At 63.4% G+C, this 21,271-nt stretch carries 21 protein-coding genes and 1 pseudogene; 19 read left to right on the top strand and 3 right to left on the bottom strand.

Annotation, left to right across the window (positions count from 1 at the left end):
• The first annotated feature begins 32 nt into the window (after positions 1–32).
• A complete protein-coding gene (locus B2246_RS23120; protein WP_286881170.1) occupies positions 33–749 on the top strand; it encodes a Crp/Fnr family transcriptional regulator in 717 nt (238 codons plus the stop codon).
• Between the two features lie 303 nt (positions 750–1,052).
• Here B2246_RS23120 and B2246_RS23115 read toward each other — a convergent pair whose 3' ends face one another.
• A complete protein-coding gene (locus B2246_RS23115; RefSeq protein ID WP_035880837.1) occupies positions 1,053–1,343 on the bottom strand; it encodes a hypothetical protein in 291 nt (96 codons plus the stop codon).
• 375 nt (positions 1,344–1,718) lie between these two features.
• On the opposite strand from B2246_RS23115, the gene B2246_RS23110 reads away from it, so the two are divergent.
• The 10 genes and pseudogenes from B2246_RS23110 to B2246_RS23065 all read left to right on the top strand — a co-directional run.
• Positions 1,719–2,186 (top strand): ester cyclase, encoded by a 468-nt coding sequence (locus B2246_RS23110; RefSeq protein ID WP_286881174.1) that lies wholly within the window; start codon positions 1,719–1,721, stop codon positions 2,184–2,186.
• A gap of 291 nt (positions 2,187–2,477) precedes the next feature.
• Positions 2,478–2,732: a hypothetical protein gene (locus B2246_RS23105; protein WP_286881176.1), complete on the top strand. Its 255-nt coding sequence runs from the start codon at positions 2,478–2,480 to the stop codon at positions 2,730–2,732.
• Positions 2,729–3,421 (top strand): 2OG-Fe(II) oxygenase, encoded by a 693-nt coding sequence (locus B2246_RS23100; RefSeq protein ID WP_286881178.1) that lies wholly within the window; start codon positions 2,729–2,731, stop codon positions 3,419–3,421. The genes B2246_RS23105 and B2246_RS23100 overlap by 4 nt, the downstream gene beginning before the upstream one ends.
• 167 nt (positions 3,422–3,588) lie before the next feature.
• Positions 3,589–3,780, top strand: coding sequence for a hypothetical protein (locus tag B2246_RS23095; protein ID WP_008641234.1), 192 nt, complete (start codon positions 3,589–3,591; stop codon positions 3,778–3,780).
• A gap of 42 nt (positions 3,781–3,822) precedes the next feature.
• On the top strand, positions 3,823–4,380 hold the full coding sequence (locus B2246_RS23090; protein ID WP_286881180.1) for a methylated-DNA--[protein]-cysteine S-methyltransferase: 558 nt from the start codon (positions 3,823–3,825) through the stop codon (positions 4,378–4,380).
• A gap of 2 nt (positions 4,381–4,382) precedes the next feature.
• Positions 4,383–5,039, top strand: a complete 657-nt coding sequence (locus B2246_RS23085; RefSeq protein ID WP_286881182.1) for a DNA-3-methyladenine glycosylase family protein — start codon at positions 4,383–4,385, stop codon at positions 5,037–5,039.
• Between the two features lie 83 nt (positions 5,040–5,122).
• Positions 5,123–6,187, top strand: a complete 1,065-nt coding sequence (ada, locus tag B2246_RS23080; protein ID WP_008641227.1) for a bifunctional DNA-binding transcriptional regulator/O6-methylguanine-DNA methyltransferase Ada — start codon at positions 5,123–5,125, stop codon at positions 6,185–6,187.
• Positions 6,188–6,201: 14 nt separating this feature from the next.
• On the top strand, positions 6,202–6,906 hold the full coding sequence (locus B2246_RS23075) for a 2OG-Fe(II) oxygenase (protein WP_008641226.1): 705 nt from the start codon (positions 6,202–6,204) through the stop codon (positions 6,904–6,906).
• 19 nt (positions 6,907–6,925) lie between these two features.
• Positions 6,926–7,234 carry an Ada metal-binding domain-containing protein gene (locus tag B2246_RS23070; protein WP_286881183.1) on the top strand — a complete coding sequence of 103 codons (309 nt, stop codon included), beginning with the start codon at positions 6,926–6,928 and terminating at the stop codon, positions 7,232–7,234.
• Between the two features lie 1,024 nt (positions 7,235–8,258).
• Positions 8,259–8,519: pseudogene (locus B2246_RS23065) on the top strand (IS6 family transposase); the annotation flags it as partial.
• 149 nt (positions 8,520–8,668) lie between these two features.
• On the opposite strand, the gene glsA reads toward B2246_RS23065, so the two are convergent.
• Positions 8,669–9,667, bottom strand: a complete 999-nt coding sequence (glsA, locus tag B2246_RS23060) for a glutaminase A (RefSeq protein WP_008641223.1) — start codon at positions 9,665–9,667, stop codon at positions 8,669–8,671.
• A 90-nt stretch (positions 9,668–9,757) separates the two neighbouring features.
• Positions 9,758–10,210: a PH domain-containing protein gene (locus tag B2246_RS23055; RefSeq protein ID WP_286881185.1), complete on the bottom strand. Its 453-nt coding sequence runs from the start codon at positions 10,208–10,210 to the stop codon at positions 9,758–9,760.
• A 408-nt stretch (positions 10,211–10,618) separates the two neighbouring features.
• On the opposite strand from B2246_RS23055, the gene B2246_RS23050 reads away from it, so the two are divergent.
• The 8 genes from B2246_RS23050 to B2246_RS23015 all read left to right on the top strand — a co-directional run bounded on the left by B2246_RS23050 (position 10,619) and on the right by B2246_RS23015 (position 21,267).
• Positions 10,619–13,384, top strand: a complete 2,766-nt coding sequence (locus B2246_RS23050; protein ID WP_286881187.1) for a LuxR C-terminal-related transcriptional regulator — start codon at positions 10,619–10,621, stop codon at positions 13,382–13,384.
• A 112-nt stretch (positions 13,385–13,496) separates the two neighbouring features.
• A complete protein-coding gene (locus B2246_RS23045; RefSeq protein ID WP_186426750.1) occupies positions 13,497–14,636 on the top strand; it encodes an acyl-CoA dehydrogenase family protein in 1,140 nt (379 codons plus the stop codon).
• 22 nt (positions 14,637–14,658) lie between these two features.
• A complete protein-coding gene (locus B2246_RS23040) occupies positions 14,659–15,846 on the top strand; it encodes a lipid-transfer protein (protein ID WP_008641216.1) in 1,188 nt (395 codons plus the stop codon).
• Between the two features lie 33 nt (positions 15,847–15,879).
• Positions 15,880–16,860, top strand: coding sequence for a Bug family tripartite tricarboxylate transporter substrate binding protein (locus tag B2246_RS23035; protein ID WP_008641214.1), 981 nt, complete (start codon positions 15,880–15,882; stop codon positions 16,858–16,860).
• A 48-nt stretch (positions 16,861–16,908) separates the two neighbouring features.
• On the top strand, positions 16,909–17,841 hold the full coding sequence (locus tag B2246_RS23030; RefSeq protein WP_008641212.1) for an SDR family oxidoreductase: 933 nt from the start codon (positions 16,909–16,911) through the stop codon (positions 17,839–17,841).
• A gap of 15 nt (positions 17,842–17,856) precedes the next feature.
• Positions 17,857–19,410 (top strand): acyl-CoA synthetase, encoded by a 1,554-nt coding sequence (locus tag B2246_RS23025; protein WP_286881188.1) that lies wholly within the window; start codon positions 17,857–17,859, stop codon positions 19,408–19,410.
• A complete protein-coding gene (locus B2246_RS23020) occupies positions 19,407–20,510 on the top strand; it encodes an NAD(P)H-dependent flavin oxidoreductase (protein ID WP_286881189.1) in 1,104 nt (367 codons plus the stop codon). The genes B2246_RS23025 and B2246_RS23020 overlap by 4 nt, the downstream gene beginning before the upstream one ends.
• Positions 20,494–21,267: an enoyl-CoA hydratase/isomerase family protein gene (locus B2246_RS23015; protein WP_008641206.1), complete on the top strand. Its 774-nt coding sequence runs from the start codon at positions 20,494–20,496 to the stop codon at positions 21,265–21,267. The genes B2246_RS23020 and B2246_RS23015 overlap by 17 nt, the downstream gene beginning before the upstream one ends.
• The last annotated feature ends 4 nt before the right edge of the window (positions 21,268–21,271 follow it).

The raw sequence follows: 21,271 nt of genomic DNA, 5'->3' as shown, positions 1-21,271 counted from the left end.
AGGAACGCGCCCCTCCGAAATCTGTAAAAAACATGACAGAATCCGTTCGGCCCTCGCACCGCGCCCTCGCCTCCGCCGTACTGAATCGCACAGGCTGGTTCAGCACCTGCAGGCCGGAAACACTAGAAACGCTGCTGGAGGAAGGACAGGTCCAAGTGCTGAAGCGCGGTGAGGTCCTGACCCGCCGGGGAGAGCCGGTGGGGCACCTCTGCCTGATCGTCGATGGCGTGCTGGAAGTCAGCGCCACCACACAGACCGGCAAGCGGCATGTGGCGCGCTATCTGGAGCCGGGCCAGTTGATGAACCTGATCCCGGTGCTGGATGAGCAAGGTGCCATCCATGACGCCGTGGCTCACGAAGAGACCGTTGTCCTGCTGCTCGGCAAGACGTTGGTCCAGCGCACCCTGGCCAGCGAGCCCGGGCTGGCGCTGGCGCTCATGCGACTGCTTTGCCTGCGCTCCCGCCTCACCTACCTGAATCTTGCCGAGAGTTCGCTAGCCACGCTGCGCGCGCGCTGTGCGCCTACGTTGCTCCATATGGTTGACCCGTACGGCATGCCACGGACAGACGGGGTGTCGATTTCCCTGAAGCTGTCCCAGGATGAATTTGCCGACATGGTGGGCCGCTCGCGGCCCATCGTGAACAAGGAACTCAAGCAACTCGAACGCGACGGCATCATCCGCATCACCTATTCGCATTTCCTGATTCTCGACTTGGCGGCGTTGAGCGCGATCGCTACAGAAATGTGAGAGCGGCTTCCAGCGATAGCGATGGATCGCGAGTGACTGAATTCAGCGGCGGAACCGCCATTCCGTGACCTGCTTGCGAACGGCGGCGACGGGTTGCGGAGCGCGGGCTCGACAGGCGCTTTCCGGCCAGCCCCTGTCGCTCAAGACAGCCCATTCCACGGACCGAAATCGGCTCTACTTCAGCCTTCCATCTGTCGCCATGCGTAGTCGAGCCGGGCCGGTGAATAAGAAAGAACTCGCTGGGAATGGCGAGCCTTGTCTGCGCTACCAGTGCTCGAGTCCAGAAGCGATCTCACGTGACACTCAATGTGCGACGGTGGCTGCTGCATGACCATCCAGTCGCGAGCAATGTTCGATAGCTTCAATCGTCGCTCGCCGAAGGCGGTCGCCCGTAGAGATCTTCGACGCGGCGGGCGCTGCTGCCGCACTTGCCTCTCTGGCAATACGTGCCGATCTTGCCAGCAGCGCATCGGCGTCGAACCGGTGGTGCCTCCCGAACTGCGCATGCTTTTGCGTGAGGCGGGCCAACTGGTCACGCATCCAAACGTCGCCGCGATCGGCGAATGCACCTGGCTGGATCAAACGAATGGACATGACGGACTCCCCTTGCGTCCAGCCAAAGGCCGGTGACGCGCCTGACTCGTGGAAGCGAGACGTTGTATGTCTCGCCTGGAACGAAGAGTAGTGATCCGCCTTCGATGGCGCTCTCTGTTTCTTGCGCTAGAAAATGCTCAACCCCTTGCGGTGCCATTTTTAACTTCAGCAGGAACACCAAAGTCAGATCAAGGCGGTAGTCGCCACGCGCACTGCACTACAAAAAAATCCTCGAGTTGCGCGGCGCGTGTCGTAGAACCCCTCCGAACTTCGTCGCAAGAACCGGAGTTTTGAATCGCGACACGTTGTCTACGCTTTCGCTCAGATCATCGAGCGGTTTCGTTGATCTTCCGAAACTATCTATGAGGATTCCAAATGAGCAAAGAAGACGACAACAAGGCCGTCGTCGGCCGGTGGTTCACAGAATTCTGGGGGAAGACTCCCAATCTTGCGGTCATCGACGAAATCGCCGCTCCCGACATGCTGCTTCACTATTCGCTGCATGAGCCCCGTCGCGGCCACGCGGACATCAGGGCCTTCATGACTGACTTCCGCAAGGCATTCCCCGACCTCAACTTCTGGGGCACTGCGGACCTGATCGCGGAAGGCGACTACGTGATTGGCCAATGGGAAGGTGGTGGCACGCACACCGGCCCGGCGCACGATGACTTCCTGATCGGTGGCCTGCCTGCTGCAACTGGACGCAAGATGCACTTCACCGGCACCACGGTACTGAAGGTGATCGACGGCAAGATCGTGGAGGAGCGCGGACTGGACGATGGCGTTACCGCGCTGACGCAACTCGGTCTCATCAAGGCCACCACAAAGAACGGCGACGCTTGATGAGCACTCAATGAGGCATGTCGTTCCGCGCCTGTCTGGTGCGGAACGACACTCCCAATCGGCACAAGTAGGCCCGCAATGCTTGCGGGCCTACTTCATTTGCGAGCACGTATTCTATTTGCGCGATCTTCCGAATTACACCGCAGGAAACGGAGCGTAGTGAATCAAGTTCGGCAGTACATTTGGATTACCTTCGCTTTGTGAGGCGGGCGGCATTCCATCAACGCCAGCCTCTCATGGCTGGGGCTGGCGCTCTTGTTTGCTTTACCCCTACTTCGATGGATCTGCACCATGACTAAGACTGCAAGCACCGACCCTGTTGCGCAATCACTGCTGGCTTGGGTGACGGCGGTGAAGCAGGGCTTACCGCCGCAGGATGTCTCCACGTCGCGCCTTGATGGAATGCGACTTGAAGACTTCGTGTTGCGTCTTCTCGATTTGGACATCGAGCAGGCCGCGAGATTGGATGTCCTGGCGGATTCCGGCTCACCATTCGAGCGAAGCCCGATACGCTTCTACGAAACGTTGCAGCAGGCTATTCCATGACACCCGAGGCCTACGACTGGATAAGCACCGGGAGTTCGCTCGATGCTTATGGAAACGCCGTGCTGCCTGGCCTTCTTACGGTGGAGCAATGCGATGCACTCGCGGCACTCTACCCCAATGAGAAAGGCTACCGCACACGGATCGTCATGGCTCGTCATGGATTCGGGCGCGGTGAGTACAAGTACTTCGCTTATCCGTTACCGCCGCTGCTCGAACAGCTACGCCACGCGCTGTACCGCCGGCTAGCGCCGATTGCCAATCGCTGGAATCTGCAGTTGGGCATCGACGTGCAATACCCGGATGATCTGGCCGCCTTCCTGCAGCGGTGCCACCAGGCGGGCCAGACCCGGCCGACACCGCTGATCCTTCAGTACGGTGAGGGCGACTACAACTGTCTTCACCAGGACCTATACGGCGAGCACGTTTTCCCGCTGCAGGTGGCCATCCTGCTGTCGGAGCCCGGCAAGGATTTCGCTGGCGGCGAGTTCGTCATGACAGAGCGTTCCACAAAAGGCCAGCGCGCGGATGTGGTTTTGCTGCGTAAGGGTGACGCGGTGGCATTCACCGTGAATCAACGGCCTGCGATGGGACGTGGTGGCGCTCGCAAAGTCTCCATGCGGCATGGCGTCAGCCGCATTCTCAGGGGCAAGCGTCACACTGTGGGGCTGATCTTTCACGATGCGAGGTGAGCATGGAAACGCTCGAACTCTTTGAGGGAACAGCGGAGCACCACCGCCTCGGTCCTGCCGCAGTGGTGCTACGCGGCTTCGCGCTGCCTTATGTGCCAGATCTGACGACAGCGTTTCCTCCCGCCGTGGCTTCACTAGAGGGGTGGTAGCAGCAGCCGAGGTTTCCTATGAACATAAGTTCCGCAGAACTGCCGAGCCAGTTGGCTGACGCGCGCAGCCAAGTCGAAGCCTATTGTCAGTCGTTGGTTGATACCGGCGAAGCGCGATGGCGGATCAACAATGACGGTGATACCGAGCTGCATCTGGAAGGTGGCGAGGCTTACCTCTTTGGCAAGTTCGGCGTGACGCGGCTGAAGTGATCCACGAACGAGCCATTCGACTCATTCAACAAGGAGCGCATCATGAAGATGTTTCTCAGCCAACTGGATTCGCCGCTGGGCGTCATGCTGCTCGTGACCGATGCGCAGCAGGTCGTGCGTGCGCTCGACTTCGCCGACCACAAGGCACGGCTGCATCGCGGTCTGCGCGAGCACTATGGCGAGGTGGAACTGACTGAGATCCCTGCCCCGGCCGAGATTGCCGATGCACTGGCCCGCTACTTCCATGGCGAGCTGGAGGCGATGAAGGTGTTGCGGACTGCGACGTCTGGTTCGGAATTGCAGCGCCGGGTCTGGGCCGCGCTGCGCCGCATCCCTGTGGGCACGACCACGACCTACGGCAAGCTAGCCAAGGAACTGGGTTTCGACGACCCGCGCGCGGCCATCGAGATCGGCGCGGCCAATGGCGCCAATCCGATCGCCATCATCGTGCCGTGCCACCGCGTCATTGCGAGCAATGGCGACCTCAAGGGCTATGCCTGGGGCCTGCACCGCAAGCGCTGGTTGCTGGAGCACGAGAAGGCGATGGTGGCAAAGAAAAAACAGCCCGAGACGCAGACTGCCATGCTGCCGGGGTTTTGATCTTGAGCGGGACTCATGCAAAGACTATTGCCGCCGACCTGTCACCGCGTGCCTACCACCGGGCCGCCAAGTTCCTGTCCGAGTTGGACGACGACTGGGCTCTCCACATTGCCGCCATCGGACCATGTCGCCATGAGGCCAAGCCTGCACGCGAGCCCTATGAGGCGCTGGTGCGCGCAATTGCCTATCAGCAACTGCACGCCAGGGCGGGAGATGCCATCCTGGGGCGCCTGCTGGCGCTCTACCCAGGCGTGTCTTTCCCGGCGCCTGAGCAGTTGCTGGCCAGCGCCCCTGAATTGCAGCGCGCCTGCGGCTTCTCGGCAGAAAAGCTGGCCACCATTCGGCGGATTGCCCAGGCTACAGTCGATGGCGTTGTGCCGAACCTCGAAGAGGCCCGGCGTCTGCCTGATACTGTGCTGATCGAACGCCTGACGTCCCTGCGAGGCGTAGGGCGTTGGACGGTCGAGATGTTCCTGATCTATTCGCTGGAGCGCTCCGACGTCCTGCCCGTGGACGACTTCGGCGTGCGGGAGGGCTATGGGCGCCTGAAGGGCCTGGAGAAGGCCCCCACGCCGCGCCAGATGCGCGAGATCGGAGAGGCTTGGAGCCCTTTCCGGACGGTGGCCGCGTGGTATCTGTGGCACCTGCCCCGTCGATAGATATCGGCCGCAAGAATCGGAGTGCTTGCGATGGAAAGCCCGCGTACTCTGGCTGTGTGATTGATGATGACGAGACTTCTGCCATGAAGACGACCATTGCCTACGAAACGGAAGACGATCGCTGGACGGCCGTACAGGCGCGCGATGCTGGCGCCGACGGCCATTTCGTCTACGCCGTGCGCACCACGGGCGTGTACTGTCAGCCAAGTTCGTCGGCACGGCTGCCCAAGCGCGAGAACGTGGAATTCTTCGACTCGGCCGAAATCGCCGAGGCTGCGGGCTACCGCAGCAGCCGCCGTGCTCATGCTGACCAGACCAGTGCGGCAGCCGAGCGCGCTGCATTGGTGGCCCGTGCCTGCCGCATGATTGAAGCATCGGAGACGCCCCCTCAGCTTGATGATCTGGCGACTGCAATCGGCATGAGTCCGTTTCACTTCCATCGGCTCTTCAAGGCTGAAACTGGCTTGACGCCCAAGGCCTACAGCTCGGCCTATCGCGCCCGCAAGCTGCGCGAAGAACTGAGCAGCCCGGATGCGTCCATCACGAACGCTATCTACGACAGCGGGTTCAATTCAAACAGCCGGTTCTACGAAGCCTCCGACCAGTTGCTGGGCATGCGCGCGCGGGATTATCGCTCCGGTGGTGTCGGTGCCGTCATCCGTTTCGCCGTGGGCCAGTGTTCCCTGGGCGCCATTCTGGTTGCGCAGAGCCAGCGCGGCATCTGTGCAATCCTGCTGGGCGACGATCCCGACCGACTGGTGCGCGACCTCCAAGACCAATTCCGCAAGGCCGAGATCGTCGGCTGCGACGGTGAATTCGAGCAGTTGATTGCCCAGGTGGTGGGCTTTATCGAAGCGCCTGCGATGGGACTGCACCTGCCGTTGGACGTGCAGGGCACCGCCTTCCAGGAGCGCGTCTGGCGCGCGCTGCGCGAGATCCCGCCGGGTACGACCGTGAGCTATGCCGAGATCGCCGAGCGCATCGGCTCACCCAAGGCGGTACGCGCCGTGGCCCAGGCGTGTGCCACGAATCACATCGCCGTGGCTATTCCCTGCCACCGCGTCGTGCGGCGTGATGGCGATCTGGCCGGCTACCGCTGGGGCGTGGATCGCAAGCGCGAACTGCTGCGCCGCGAAACCCAGGTTTGATGGAAAGGTGTCCCATGACTGCGTTCGACGCAACCCTCGATCGCCTGAATTGGGTGGACATCGGCCTGCAACTCGATGCCGAAGGCTATGCCGTGCTGCCCGGCCTGTTAGACGCCAACGCGGCGTGCGATCTGGCGCTGCTGACCTCTGCGTCTGGTGCCGAACGTGTGGCGTTGGCATCCAGCGGCCTCGGGCGCGGTGAATTGCTGGTCTTCGGCTCGGACCTGCCGGCGCCTCTGGAGCAGTGGCGCACCGCCCTCTATCGTCGTCTGGTTATCGTTGCCAACCGTTGGAACGAGACCCTGGGCGTCGATCATCGCTATCCGGCCGAACTGGAAGACTTCTTGCGGCGCAATCGGAAGGCAGGCCAGACGCGGGGGCAATCCCACCTCAGTCGGCTCGGCGTCGACGATCATGTATCGCTGCATCAGCGCAATGAAGGCGAGCAGGTGTTTCCCATGCAGATCGTCGCGGTGCTGTCCGAGCCGGGCGTCGATTTCCAGGGGGGCGAGTTCGTGATGACTGAGCAGCGCCCACGCATGCAGTCGCGCCCGGCAGTGTTGCCGCTCAGGATCGGCGATGCGGCTGTCATCGCCACGGCGGAACGCCCCTTCAAGGGTACCAAGGGCTACTATCGCGTCAATCTCAAGCACGCCATCAGCCGCGTCCGCAAAGGCGAGCGCATTGGACTGGAACTGTCGTTCCACGATGCACCGTGATGCAGAAGGGACACCGCACATGCCGACACCGGACAAGACATTCATGCTGATTGGGCCAGATGGCAAGCCGTGCTCCAGCGCCATGCCCGGCATCTTCGGAGGCCATCGAGGCCGAAAGTTATACGGGCGCATGGACTGCCGTGCCGCGCTGCAGGCGATTGCCCTTGGCGCGTATGTGAAGCACCGCGTTTTCTTTGCCGACGAGGCCACGGCCATCGCCGCCGGCTACAGACCGTGCGCCGTTTGCATGCCCCAGAAATACGCGGCCTGGAAGAAGAACCAGCCTACCAGGCCCTCGGGCAGCACCCGAAAAGAGGCACGCTCATGAGCGCGCCACTCCCCAGCTTTGCAAGTGCGGACAACCTCATGCCGCACGACCTACCCGAAGCCCGGATTGCCGCATCAGACTGTACTGAGACAACGAGAAGCGTGCTCCCTGGCACGCAAGGCACTTTGCATGCTCTCGCCCCATCGGCAGATGGAAAGAGCACCGTCGGACGTGTTGCTGCAGTGGCGTGCGCGTAAGGGCACCACGCCTTCGCTCCGTGGTCTCAAGACACTCGACGAGCACTATGTCACCCCGGCCTCCCTCGCCAAGAGCACAAGGCATCGACACGCCATTTTGATGAATCCGGCATTGCCTTCTCATCTCAATAGCGAGATGGCGCACGAAACTCGCGAAGGGCCAATCCCACAGGAGGGCGTTGTCACGTTGGCGCACTTGGGCCGTAATGAGGTGAGGAGTGAACCACCGCTTCATGCGGCAGACGGAACTTGGGTGACTTCGATAGGCCAACGTGACAGTGCCGAACGATGCGCTTCGCGCCTACGCCAAGTCGAAGCCGATGCTGCCTCGATAAAATTTTTCCGCACATGTGTCGCCACAGATAGTTGGCAACATCTGCGCCCTACAAATTCCTGACGCATCTTGTACCCTGAAAGGGCTGCACTCCTGCAGTCGGAGGTACATGTGATGAAGAACAATCGAATGCTAGCAGTGGCATGCGGCACATTCATTGTGGCGCTGAGTGCCGCGCATGCGCAGCCTACGCAAGCCCCGGATTCGGGGGCGAATCCGTCTTACTCAAATAGCCAAGGGAAGTTCGATCCGTATACCCAAGGCGCAAATGCTGATAGCACCAAGTCCAACCTCAGTCCTTCGGCCACGCCTAGCAGCCCGATGGATCCCTCGATGCCAATGCAAGGCACGAGCCAGGTGAACCCATATCCCCAGGGCGTACAACAGGATCCGCAGTTCAACCCGGGCGGCCATGTGTACGACGTTCGTAATCCGTACTTCATGGGCGGCTAGACGGCACTGTCACGTTGGCGAGGTCGCGTAAGATGGGGCGATGAAGAAGACATCGCTCTATCACGGCCACCGCTTTCCGGCAGTGGTCATCAGTTGCGCGGTACGCTGAACCTTCCGCTTCCACCTGAGCCTGCGCGACATCGAGGAATTGCTGTTCGAGCGTGGCGTAGTCGTGAGCTACGAGACGACCCGCCGCTGCTGCGACAAGTTCGGCGGCAACTTTCCCCATCGAGTCACGGCAGTGCGGCGCCGGCCTGGCAACACGTGGCACCTCGATGAACGCCCTCAAAAGACACGAGGTTTCGATACACCGGCAGAACGACTCCATCAAACCGTTGCGTTGACCGGTTGAATCCGCAGTCGGAAGCGCTCCCCCACCAAGTCCCCATGCCCGAGTCCGCCCATCCGTGGGCATTTGATTGCATGCCATTCGAGGCCCTGTCAGCGGCGCTACAGGTGCGCGCCCGACGCAGAGATGAACAGGTTCAGCCCCAATCGTTCTGACAGGAAGCGCATGACAAGCTGCCCACGCACGCTGTTGCCGGCGGCATCCAGTGGCGGCGAAAAGGTCGCGACCGCGCCCTTGCCGGGGGCGATCGTTAGTATGCCGCCGCTCACGCCGCTCTTTCCGGGCAGGCCCACATCATAGAGCCAGCTCCCTGATCGCTCGTAAAGCCCTGCCGTCGCCATGACCGCCAGTACTCGCTGGCAAGTCGCGGCGCTCACAACCTGCTCGCCTGTGAGCGGATGGACACCACCGCCGGCCAAGGTTGCGCCCATGAGTGCGAGGTCCCGCGCACTGACCAGCAATGCGCATTGGCGAGTGTAGACCTCGACGGCCTCATCCGGATCACAGTAGAGACGCCCGTGCCCGCGCAGGAGGTGCGCCAATCCGGCGTTGCGCTGGTTGTTGGCCGCCTCGGACGCGTAGACGTGCTCATCGCACTCCAGCTCGCGGCCGGCGAAGCGAGACAGGCCCTGGCGAACGTGGTGCCAGCGGTCTTCTGCACCAGAGCCGGGTATCAGGCTAGTGGCAGCGATGGCGCCGGCATTGACCAAAGGATTGCTGGTGCCGTCGGCACGCAGTTCCATCGCCATGATGGAGTTGAAAGGCAGCCCTGTAGCGTCTACACCGAGCCGCGCTGCAGCCTCGGCCGCACCGAGGGCCTCGCATACCAGCGCAAACACGAAGGGCTTGGACACGCTCTGGATCGAGAAGGTCTCAGCCGCCTCGCCGACCATGAACGCGTCGCCGCGAGTATTGGCGACACAAATGCCAAAGGCTGACGGGTCCGCCTCGGCCAGGGCCGGAATGTAGTCAGCCAGTTTCCCGCCCGCCTCCTCCCGAAAGTTCTCATAGGCCGCTTCGACCAGCGAGCGGATCTCGTCCGGCCCCGGCAGAGTGCCAGTGGAGACGAAGCGTGCTGTTGGGGCGGATGACGAGTTCATGCCTTGGCCAACGGATATGAGATGAAGCGGGTGGGTTGAATAAGTCCCGGTTTGATCATGTCTCGTCCCCCTTTTCAACACTGCCTTTTGTCAGGCGTGCGCCACCATGTGGCTGCTCTCGGAATCGCGAACGCCCTTGGAATCCCTACGACTCTCGACGCAACAGCGAATTTTTTCACGCAACGCGTAGGCGTTCGGGATGCCATACAAGTGGATGACTGGCGAAGCGCCATTCGAACTCACAATCACTATGTTGGCCAGTTTAAGCAGCCACAGGAGCAACGGCTGCGTCAGTTGAATGTCCCGCACAAGGGACAACTCCACTTCATCGAGTTTCATCGACATGATGCCACTACGTACCGTCACGCGCTTAGTGGTTACCTCTATCCTGGTCGTCTGAACTTTCAGGTAACTAAGCGCTGCAAGGATGACGGCCGCAGGTATGAGAAACGGTATGAAGCACATTGCGACGCAAAGCACAAAGACAGGAAGGTTTGCGGCCTGCGATGGGCGTCCAGACCACAAGAGCGATTCGTTGGACATTTGAACTCCGTAATTTCAGAAGGGGGCTGCGGCGCGCGAAGTTCCAGCGCCTGCAGAACTCACTCTGAAAGTAGGCGTAACGCGGGTGCGCGACTTTTCCTGAGCCGCCCCAGACTTTGCATTCGGCGCCATTTGGCGACAGGTGTGCCCTGGCATCCACACTGCCGAGTAGCGTGCAGCCGCAAGGGGTGGAGCCATCTGCACGTTGGTCGCGAGTGCCACTAAGCCCCACCACCTCGAAGAAGAAAACGACGAGCGCACCCAACAAGATTTGGAAGCAACCAACCCCACCCGAAACGGGTTGCACTTCGCACGATCCGTGCCGAGTGGGTGTCCTCTTTCTATAATCTGCCGAGCCCTCACCGGGACACACGTTTCTTGTCGGTGCCACCTGGAGAATCTGCCGTCATGCCATCCGCAACGGGCGTGCCGCACAAGCAGCCGTACACGCCGCCCCTCTCGCCAGGCAAGCTTGCCCCGCCCCGCAGCGCTCGCCCGCTGATGCCGCGCGACACACTTACCGCGCGTTTGACTGCAGCGCGCGGCCTGCGATGCGTGGCCATCGAGGGGCCCGCCGGCAGCGCCAAGACCAGCAGTCTTGTCGCCTGGCGTCAGTCACTGCTGGCATTGGACTATGACGTCGCGTGGCTGTCGCTGGCGGCGGATGACGATGATCCCGCCAGCTTCTTCGAAGCATTGCTCGCAAGCCTTTCCACAATCGACCCAGCCCTTGCCGGCAACGCCCAGCTACTGACCGGGCGTGACGCGACGCCCAGCGCTGCCGAGCACTTTGTTATCGCGGTCGTTCGTGCCATCGCCGCGCACGGTCGCCAACTCGTGCTGATGCTCGACGATACCCACCTGCTGCAGGATGCACGCGTGCTGGCGGCCTTGCGCTGGTTGATCGACTATGCGCCGCCGCATTTCCACATCGCCCTGACGTCGCGACATCCGCTGCCGGAGCCCGTCTCGCTGTCGCTTTCCAGGCTGGAGGCCCGTGGGATGGCGGCCAGATTCGATCTGCGCGATCTACGCTTCACGCCCGACGAATCGACCAACTTTCTGCGCGATCAGCTTGGAGCCGTCGAGCCGCAAGATGCAAGCCGGATCCACGAGTTGACCGACGGCTGGCCCGCTGGCCTGCAACTGTTCGCCGTGGACCTTCGCGCCAAACAGGGCGGTGCGTACATACCCGTTCATGTGCGGGACGCCGAAACCTTCGCCAGCTATTTCGAGCGCGAGATACTGGTGCGGCTGGCGCCTCCGGATCTGCAACTCCTCACTTGCCTGTCTGCCTGCGACCGGTTCTGCGGCGCCCTCGGCGCGACGCTGCTCGGCACTCCAGACGACGGCCCCGAGATTGGGCGTCGGCTCGGTGGCCTCGCGCTGGACGGACTCTTTCTGGTCCGCATCGGCGACGCTGCCGGCGACCACACGTGGTATCGCCTGCATCCCCTACTGCGAGAAGTGCTGGAGGCGCGCGGCGCCAGCCTGCCTCCTGTCGAGCGCCGGTCCGTCCATGCTTCCGCCTGGCAGTGGTTCGCGGCGAACGGACTCGTGGAGGAAGCCGTCGGCCATGCAGTGCGCGCCGGCGAGCCCGACGTTGCAGCCGACATGGTCGAGCACAGTGCCATCGACCACCTTAAACGCGGCGAACTCAACCGGCTCGCCGGGCTGCTGCGACGACTCCCGTCCGAGACCATCGCCAGCCGGTTCCGACTGGAACTGACGATGGCATATTTGCACATGTATGCCGGCGAAGCCGATGCCCTCGAAGCGAGTCTGCATCGCCTGCAGGTCTGGTCCGACACACCCGACAAGACCTCCGCACACCGACGCTATGCGCTGGCAGTGCTGCGCGGAGGCCTCGCACTCGTGCGCGATGACACCGACGCCGTGGCGGCATTGTTGCCGGAGCTGCATCGCCTGCCACCGGGCAGCGATGACTTCACGCTCACCGCACGCGCCAATATCCTGTCGTGGATGCACATCTATCGCGGCGAGTACGGCGAGGCTCGCGAGGTCATCGAGGATGGGGCACCGTGCGATGGTGCGCCCCGCGGGATTCTTCTTGGTCGTTGCATGGGTGGCATGACCCACGCCGCCGAGGGCGACGTCATGGTCGCCGAGCGAATTTTCCGCGATGTGCTGGCAGCGTCCGAGTTGCATGGCCGAACCTACGCGGGCGTTGCGTGCATGGCATCCGCGTTGCTCGGCGAGGCACAGTACGAACTGAACGACGTGGAATCCGCGGCGCGAATGCTGGTGGCACGCATCGACGTACTGGAACGCATCTCGATCCCCGATACCGTACTGCGCGCGCTGCAGACGCTATCTTGCGCAGAATGGCTTGCCGGCCGCCGCATCGAGGCAATGGCTTATCTCGATCGGCTCGAGCGTTATGCGCTACGGCATCAAACCGACCGCCTGCTGGCGTCGGCGCAATGGCTGCGCGTCCGTTGCTACCTCGAAGCCGGGAACACGGATCGCGCCGCCGCAGTGCTGCAAGCGCTGGAGACACTGGCAGACCGATACCGGGGCGCAACGCGCAGCACCGCATGGGAAGTGCGCGTCTGCGCGGATCTGGCGGCCACGGCGATGCACCTGCATCACCATGATTTCGACAGCGCGCTCGCAAGGCTGACGCCGCTGCATGCCCTCTCGGAGGCTGGCGGCCGCTGGTGCCGGGTTGCCGGATTGCACCTGCTGATGGCGATTGCCGAGAATGGCCGTCGCAATACCCGTGCAGCCCATGATCACCTGCTGTCCGCGCTTCGAATCGGCCATCGCCTCGGGCTTGTTCGCAGCCTGCTGGATGTCTCGCCCCAGGTGGCAGGCTTGCTGGCCAACGTGGCCGGAGACGCCGCTGTCGATCCTGTACTGGCGTTCTACGCCCAACGTCTGACAAATGAGGCCGGGCGCGGCACCGTGCCCGCCGCGCCTGCGGCATCGCACACACCAACCCCCTTCGACGCGCAGCTCAGCGACCGCGAGCGTGAAGTGCTGACGCTACTGACGCATGCCTTGCCAAACAAGAAGATCGCGCGGATGCTCAATGTCTCACTCGACACAGTGAAGTACCACTTGCGCAACGTCTACGCCAAGCTCGGCGTCGCTGGCCGCGATGAGGCGGTGGCTCGGCTGCGTGAGGCCCAGTCGCCACGTCTGGGCTGATTCGCCCTACCCACCTACACCACCGGTGTAGGGATTCTTTCCCTCCCCGCATCCACACTCCCCTCATTGCGGTGCCGAACCGGCGCCGCCAACCAGATTGGGGGAAATCACAGTGGAGATCCAGCGCAGCGTCTATCGCGATGATCATGAGATGTTCCGCGCCACCGCGCGCCGCTTCTTCGAGCGCGAGTGCGCGCCACGGCAGGCAGAATGGGATGCCGCTGGCCAGGCGGGGCGCGATATCTGGTTGAAGGCCGGGCGCGAGGGTCTGCTTTGCGTGACCGTACCGACGGAGTATGGCGGTGGTGGCGGCGACTTCGGTCATGCCTGCGTTCTGGCGGAGGAGTACCACCGTTCGAGCGTATCCGGGCCAAGCTTCTCGGTCCACTCCGACATCACGGCACCGTACATCGTCCGCCTTGGCACCGAGGAACAGAAGCATCGCTGGTTGCCTGAGATTTGCCGCGGCGAAAAGATCCTGGCCATTGCGATGACCGAGCCGGGCACCGGGTCCGACCTGAAGTCCATCCGTACCTCTGCCGTGCGTGACGGTGACGAGTGGGTCATCAACGGCAGCAAGACGTTCATCTCTAACGGGCTGAGCGCCGACTTCATCGTCGTGGTCTGCAAGACCGATCCGGCCGCCGGCGCCAAGGGCGTAAGCCTGATCATGGTCGAAGCCGATCGCGCGGGTTTCCGCCGTGGACGCAAGCTGGAGAAGGTCGGCCAGCATGCGGCCGACACTGCCGAACTGTTCTTCGACGATGTTCGCGTGCCGGCAAGCAACCTGATTGGCGTGGAGAACCGCGGCTTTATCCACCTGATGGAAGAACTGCCGCAGGAGCGCCTGATCATCGGCGTCTACAGTGCGGCCCGCCTGGAGCGTCAACTCGAGTTGACACTCGACTACGTGAAGTCCCGGAAGGCTTTCAACCAGACCGTCTGGGACTTCCAGAACACCAAATTCAAGCTCGCCGATATCAAGGCCCAGGCAGTCGCCGTCCGCACGCTGATCGACCACTACATCGGCCAGCACATGGCGCGCAAGCTGACGCTGCAGGAAGCCGCCATCGCCAAGCTGTTCGCCACCGAAACCATGTGGAAATGCGTGGACGAGATGGTCCAGTTGCACGGCGGCTACGGCTACATGCTCGAGTACCCCATTGCCCGCTCGTTCGTCGACATGCGCGTGACGCGCATTTTTGGCGGCACCAGCGAGGTCCTGCGCGAACTTATCGCGCGCAAGCTTTGATCACTAGCGGAGAACAAGCACCATGAGCGAAAAAGTACTGGTTGCTGGCGTTGGGATGATTCCCTTCGCCAAGCCGGGCGCCTGCCTGAGCTATACCGAAATGGGCGCCGAAGCCACACGTCGCGCGCTGGCCGACGCCGGTATCGGCTATGACGACGTGCAACAGGCTTTCGCCGGCTATGTGTACGGCGACTCCACCTGTGGCCAGACCGCGCTGTACGAGGTTGGCATGACCGGCATTCCGATCGTCAACGTCAACAACAATTGCTCGACGGGATCGACCGCCCTCTATCTCGCACGCCAAGCCATTGCCAACGGCGACGCCGATTGCGTGCTTGCGCTCGGCTTCGAGCAGATGCAGTCAGGCGCCCTCAAGTCCCACTGGGACGATCGCCCTGTCACGCGCGCCCGCTTTCAGCCGATCATGCACGGCCTGACCGCCGACATGGCCCACTTGCCGCAGGCGGTACGCACCTTTGCCGGCGCCGGCCGCGAGCACATGCAACGCTATGGCACGAGCCTGGAGACCTTTGCCGCAGTACGCGCCAAGGCGAGCCGCCACGCCGCCAACAATCCGCTGGCGCTGTTCCGCAAGGTGGTGACCACCGAAGACGTGCTGAACGATACCCCGCTGTTGCCCGGGGTGATAACCCGCCTGATGGCATGTCCGCCCACCTGCGGTGGCGCAGCGGCCATCCTCGTATCGGAACGATTCGCCCGCAAGCACGGCCTGCGCACCGACGTGCAGATCCTGGCGCAATCACTCACGACGGATCCGCCTGCCTCGTTCGACCCACCGTCGATGCTGAACTACGTCGGCACGCACATGACCCGCTCGGCGGTCAACAGGGTCTACGAGAAGGCCGGTGTTGGCCCTGAGGATATCGACGTCTGCGAGCTTCACGACTGCTTCGCCCAGAACGAAGTGATCAGCTACGAAGCCCTTGGCTTCTGCCCCGAAGGCGGTGCGGAGAAGTTCGTGCGCGACGGCGATAACACCTATGGCGGCAAGGTGGTGGTGGGCCCGTCCGGCGGGCTCCTTTCGAAGGGGCACCCGCTCGGCGCGACCGGGCTAGCCCAGTGCTTCGAGCTGACGCACCAGTTGCGCGGCACGGCCGAGCAGCGCCAGGTGGAAGGTGCGCGGCTGGCTCTGCAGCACAACCTTGGCCTGGGCGGTGCCTGCGTGGTCACGTTGTACGGCAAGAACTGACTGACATAAATAAGCAAGCAGGAGGAGACAAACATGAAGCCATCGCTGCTCACCCGCTTGTCGGGCCTTGGCCTGGCGTTCGCCATGCTGTTGCCGACGCTGGCAGGCGCCGCCGACAGCTACCCGTCGCGGCCACTGCGCTTTGTCGTCCCGCTCACGCAAGGCAGCGGTTCCGACACCGTCACCCGCTTCGTCGCGGAGCGCACCGCCAAACTGCTGGGACAGCCGGCCGTGGTGGAGAACCGGCCCGGCGCCGACACCATCATCGCCACGCAGAGCGTCCTCACGGCACCGCCCGACGGCTACAGCGTATTGATGATTTCGCCCAGCTCGATGGTCATCAATCCGCTCGTGCACGACCGCCTTCCGTACGATCCCAGGCGCGACCTGCGTCCGCTCGCGGCAGCGATTCGCGCCACGTCCGTGCTGGTGACGGGCCCTTCGTCGCCATACAAGACGTTCAGTGACTTTCTGTCCGCCGCAAGGAAAGCCCCGAACTCGGTCAGCCTGGCGAACTACAGCTACCACTACCGGCTCGGCGCGCTGCAAATGCAGCAGATGGCCGGAGTCGAGTTCAACCACGTCCTCTACAAGGGCGCTTCTCAGGCCCAGACCGACGTGATGGGGGGCGCCGTGGACGCGGCACTGCTCGATCTCGGCGGCGCGCTGCCGCTCATTCGCGCCGGCAAGCTGCGCCCGTTGGCTGTCACGACCCGGGCACGCCATCCCGAGCTGCCCAATGTGCCGACAGTAGCCGAAAGTGGTCTGCCCGGTTACGAGCTCACGGTCTGGCTCGGCTTCGCGGTCAGCGCGAAGACGCCGGAGCCTGTCGTCGCCAAGCTCGAGGACGCACTGCTCAAGGCAATCGGGTCTGCAGAGTTCAAGAGCTTCGCCGCACAGACGCTGTACGCCGGCGTACTTGGCATGAGCGGAACGGAGATGAGCCGGATGATCGAGGCCGAGCGCGGGCGCTACGCATCGATCGTCAAGACCTACGACATCAGCGTGCGCTAGTTCACTACGTCAGTCGACGCATCCATCGAAATATTCAGAGAAGCCACCATGCAACAACAGATCTGCAAAGACCGCGTCGTCGTCATCACCGGCGCCGCCCGGGGTATCGGGCGTGAATATGCGCTTGAATTCGCCCGGCAGGGCGCCAAGGTCGTCGTGAACGACCTTGGTGGGAAGAGCGACGGCTCCGGTACTGCCAGTGCGCCTGCGCAGGAAGTGGTCGCCGAGATTGCGGCGATGGGCGGACAAGCCATCGCCAACTTCGACGACGTCGCGGACTGGGAGGGCGCAAGCCGCATGATCCAGACCGCAATCGATCACTTCGGCGGTCTCGACGTGCTGGTCAACAATGCCGGCATCTTGCGTGACCGCACCCTCGCCAACATGACGGAAGACGACTGGGACGCCGTTATTCGAGTGCACCTGCGCGGCACCTTCGCCCCGGCGCGCCACGCGGCCGCGTACTGGCGCGACGAAAGCAAGGCCGGCCGGCAGCGTGCGGCACGGCTCATCAACACCAGTTCGTCGTCGGGACTCTATGCAAATCCGGGGCAGGCCAACTATGCGGCAGCGAAGGCCGGCATCGCATCCATGTCGATCGTCGCCGCACGCGAACTCGGCCGCTATGGCGTAACGGTCAACGCGATCTACCCCACCGCCATGAGCCGGATGACCGAAGCGCTCTTCGCCGCCAATCACTTCAAGCATCTGGACGCCGCGGCCGAGGGCTTTGACCAGTTGAATCCGGCCAATGTCGCGCCTCTGGTCGCCTGGCTTGGGAGCGAGGAGTCCGGGGACATCACCGGCCGGGTATTTGGCGTGCGTGGCGGCCGCATTACTGTGGCCGAAGGGTGGCATGCCGGCCCGCGCATCGAGAAAGCTGGCCGTTGGGATGCGGCTGAACTCGGTGCGCAGATTCCTGCGCTGGTACGCCAGTCCGCGGCCAACGCCGATGTCTCCGGCGAGATTCCGCAGCACTGATCGCGAGCACACGCCATGACGATGACCCCGAAATACCTCGGCGACCACGCCACGCTGACACCCGACAAGCCCGCCGTCATCAACGGCACCACCGGGGATCGGCTCACCTATCGCGAACTGGACGAGCGCTCGAACCGCTTCGCCCAATACCTGTACGCGCTGGGCCTGCGCCGTGGCGACCATTTCGCCATGGTGCTCGAGAACAATATCCGCTGCTTCGAGGTTTGCTGGGCAGCCCTGCGCTCGGGCCTGCTGGTCACGCCGGTCAACCGTTATCTGACCGCGCCGGAAGCGGCCTACATCATCGCGGACAGCGGCGCGCGCGTAGTCGTGACCTCGTGGGCCATGCGCGACCTTGCCGTGCAGCTGGGCGACATCATGCCGGCCAACGTCGGGCGGCTGATGATCGACGGCACCATGCCCGGCTGGCGGAGCTATGAAGACGCCGTCGCCGCGTATCCGGCCGAGCGGCTGGCCGACGAGTGGCTCGGCGCGACGATGGTCTACAGCTCGGGCACTACGGGTCGTCCGAAGGGCATCATCCGCGCGCAGCCCGCCGGCAAGGTCACCGAGGGCTCGGGGTCGGCGCGTCGACCGCAGTTCGACCGCTACGGCTTCGGCGTCGATACCGTTTACCTGTCACCGGCTCCGCTGTACCACACGGCACCGTTGGGCTACGGTCTGGAAACGCAGTTCGGTGGCGGCACCGTCATCTTCATGGAGAAGTTCGACGCCGAAGACGCACTACGCATGATCGAACGTCATCGCGTCACCCATAGCCAGTGGGTGCCGACCATGTTCATTCGCATCCTCAAGCTTGATGACGCCACGCGCGCCGCGTACGACCTGTCGAGCCATCGCGTCGCCATTCATGCCGCCGCGCCATGCCCGCAGGAAACCAAGCGCGACATGATCGAATGGTGGGGGCCGATCCTGCACGAGTACTACGCCGCGACCGAAGGCAACGGGTCGACCAGCCTCGACACGCAGGAATGGCTGGCCCACCCGGGATCGGTCGGCAAGGCACTGCTCGGCAGCATCCGCATCTGCGACGACGATGGCAACGAACTGCCTGCCGGAGAAACCGGCACCGTGTACTTCGAGCGCGAGGCGCTGCCCTTCCACTACCACAACGATCCGGACAAGACACGCGCCGCGCAGCACCCGCGCCATCCGACCTGGACGGCGGTCGGCGATGTCGGGCGCGTGGATGCCGACGGCTATCTGTACCTGACGGATCGGAAGGCGTTCATGATCATCTCTGGCGGCGTGAACATCTATCCTCAGGCGATCGAGGATGCGCTGGTGATTCATCCCAGCGTGGGCGACGCCGCCGTTATCGGCGTGCCAAATCCCGAGATGGGCGAGGAGGTCAAGGCCATCGTGGAACCGGCGGCCGGCATCAGCCCGACCCCGGAACTGGCGGAAGAGCTGCTTGCCTACCTGCGCACGCGGGTAGCGAAATACATGGTTCCGCGCTCGGTCGACTTTATCGACGCAATGCCCCGTCTGCCGACCGGCAAGCTCTACAAGGCCTCGCTGCGCGAACGCTACTGGAAGGCATCATGACGGCCGCGCCGTTCCGCACGCGTCTGACCGACCTGTTCGGCATCCGTCATCCGCTTCTCCTTGGCGGGATGCATCATCTCGGCGAATCCGGTGTGGTGGCGGCGGTTGTCAACGCCGGGGCGATGGGCTTCATCACAGCGCGCTCGTTCGCCACACCCGACGCGCTGCGACGGGATCTGCGCCGTTGCCGCGAACTGACCGGCGGCAGGCCGTTCGGCGTCAACCTGACCCTGGCGCGCCGGGTCGGCCACAACGATGCCGTAAAGGACTGGATTCGCATCGCGCTTGACGAAGGCGTGCGTCATTTCGAAAGCGCCGGCAATTCGCCAGCCGATTTGGTCGCGCCGATCCAGCGTGGCGGCGGCGTACTGATCCACAAGTGCCCGAGTGTGCGTCACGCGTTGTCAGCCGAGCGGCTTGGCGTGGACGCCGTGGCGCTGGTGGGCCTCGAGGAAGGTGGCCACCCTGGCGCCAACAAGCTGTCCGCCTTCGTCAATGGTGCGTTTGCGCTGGACCACGTGCGCGTGCCGCTGGTGATTGGTGGCGGCATCGGCAGTGGCCGCCAGATCGCCGCCGCGCTGGCGATGGGCGCCGACGGCGTGGTGATGGGAAGCCGCTTCATGGTGGCGGAGGAGATCATCGCGCATCGGGCGCTGAAGGCTCGTATCGTCGCAGCGGACGAGCACTGCTCGGTCACGATTCTCGACTCGCTGGGCGATACGTGGCGCGTTCTGGACAACGACACCGCCCGGGCTGTGCAGCAGCTCGAAGCACAGGGCGCGCGCGCGCATGCCGATTTCGGCGATCTGATCCTGTCGGCGCGCACGCGCGAACGCGTCTACGAATCCGGCGACGTGGAAGCCGGAATCGTATCGCTGGGGCCAGCTGGCGGCTTCGCGGACCATATCGAGCCGGCGGGAGACATCGTTGCCCGGTTGATGGCCGATGCCGGACGCGCGGCAGCCTCCCTTTCCAGCGTCTTGCGTCATGAAGCGGTTCCGCACAGCGCCACGCCGACTGTCGACGTCGAAGCACTGCCCAGCAATGCCCTCGGAGCCCGTGTTCCAACGAAAGGAGATACCTATGCAGACCAATCATGACTATCCGGACATCGCCGTTCGCCGCAAGGAGCACGTCGCCATTGTCGAGTTGTGCCGCCCACCCCATAACTATTTCGACGAAGCGTTGATCCGAAATCTGGTCGAGTGCTTCGAGCAACTCGATGCCGATCCATCCTGCCGCGCCATCGTGCTCGCATCGCATGGCAAGGCCTTTTGCGCCGGTGCGGACTTCACTGGCGGGCAGACCGACCCGCAGTTGCCCCGGCGGCTGTATCGCCACGCAGTGCGCCTGTTTCGCACGCGCAAGCCCATTGTCGCCGCCGTGCACGGACCGGCCATTGGCGGTGGCGTGGGGCTGGCGCTGGTCGCCGATTTCCGCGTTACCTGCGAAACGGCGCGCTTCGCCGTCAACTTCAACCGACTCGGCATTCATCCGGGCTTTGGACTGTCGGTAACGCTGCCGCGTCTTATCGGTGCCCAGCAGGCGGCGATGCTGCTGTTCACCGGGAAGCGGATCGACGGTCGCAAGGCGGTCGAGATCGGTCTTGCCGACGTGCTTGCCCCCGCAGACGAGGTACTCGAGCACGCCGTGGCGCTGGCGGAAGAGATCGCCGCGTCCGCGCCCCTCGCGCTGATGTCCACGCGCGATACGCTGCGCCAGGGCCTGGCGGATGCCGTGCTCGCGGCGGTGGACCGCGAAGCATCGGAGCAGGAATGGCAGGTCCAGACCGCCGATTTCACCGAAGGTGTCGCCGCTACCGCTGCGCGGCGCACGCCAGTGTTCCAGGGCAAGTAGAAAG

Origin of the sequence: Cupriavidus sp. UBA2010, assembly GCF_002335265.1 — a bacterium.
Lineage (GTDB): Bacteria > Pseudomonadota > Gammaproteobacteria > Burkholderiales > Burkholderiaceae > Cupriavidus > Cupriavidus metallidurans.
The sequence above is the reverse complement of the archived record's forward strand: the minus strand, read 5'-3'. Positions and strand labels throughout refer to the sequence as shown.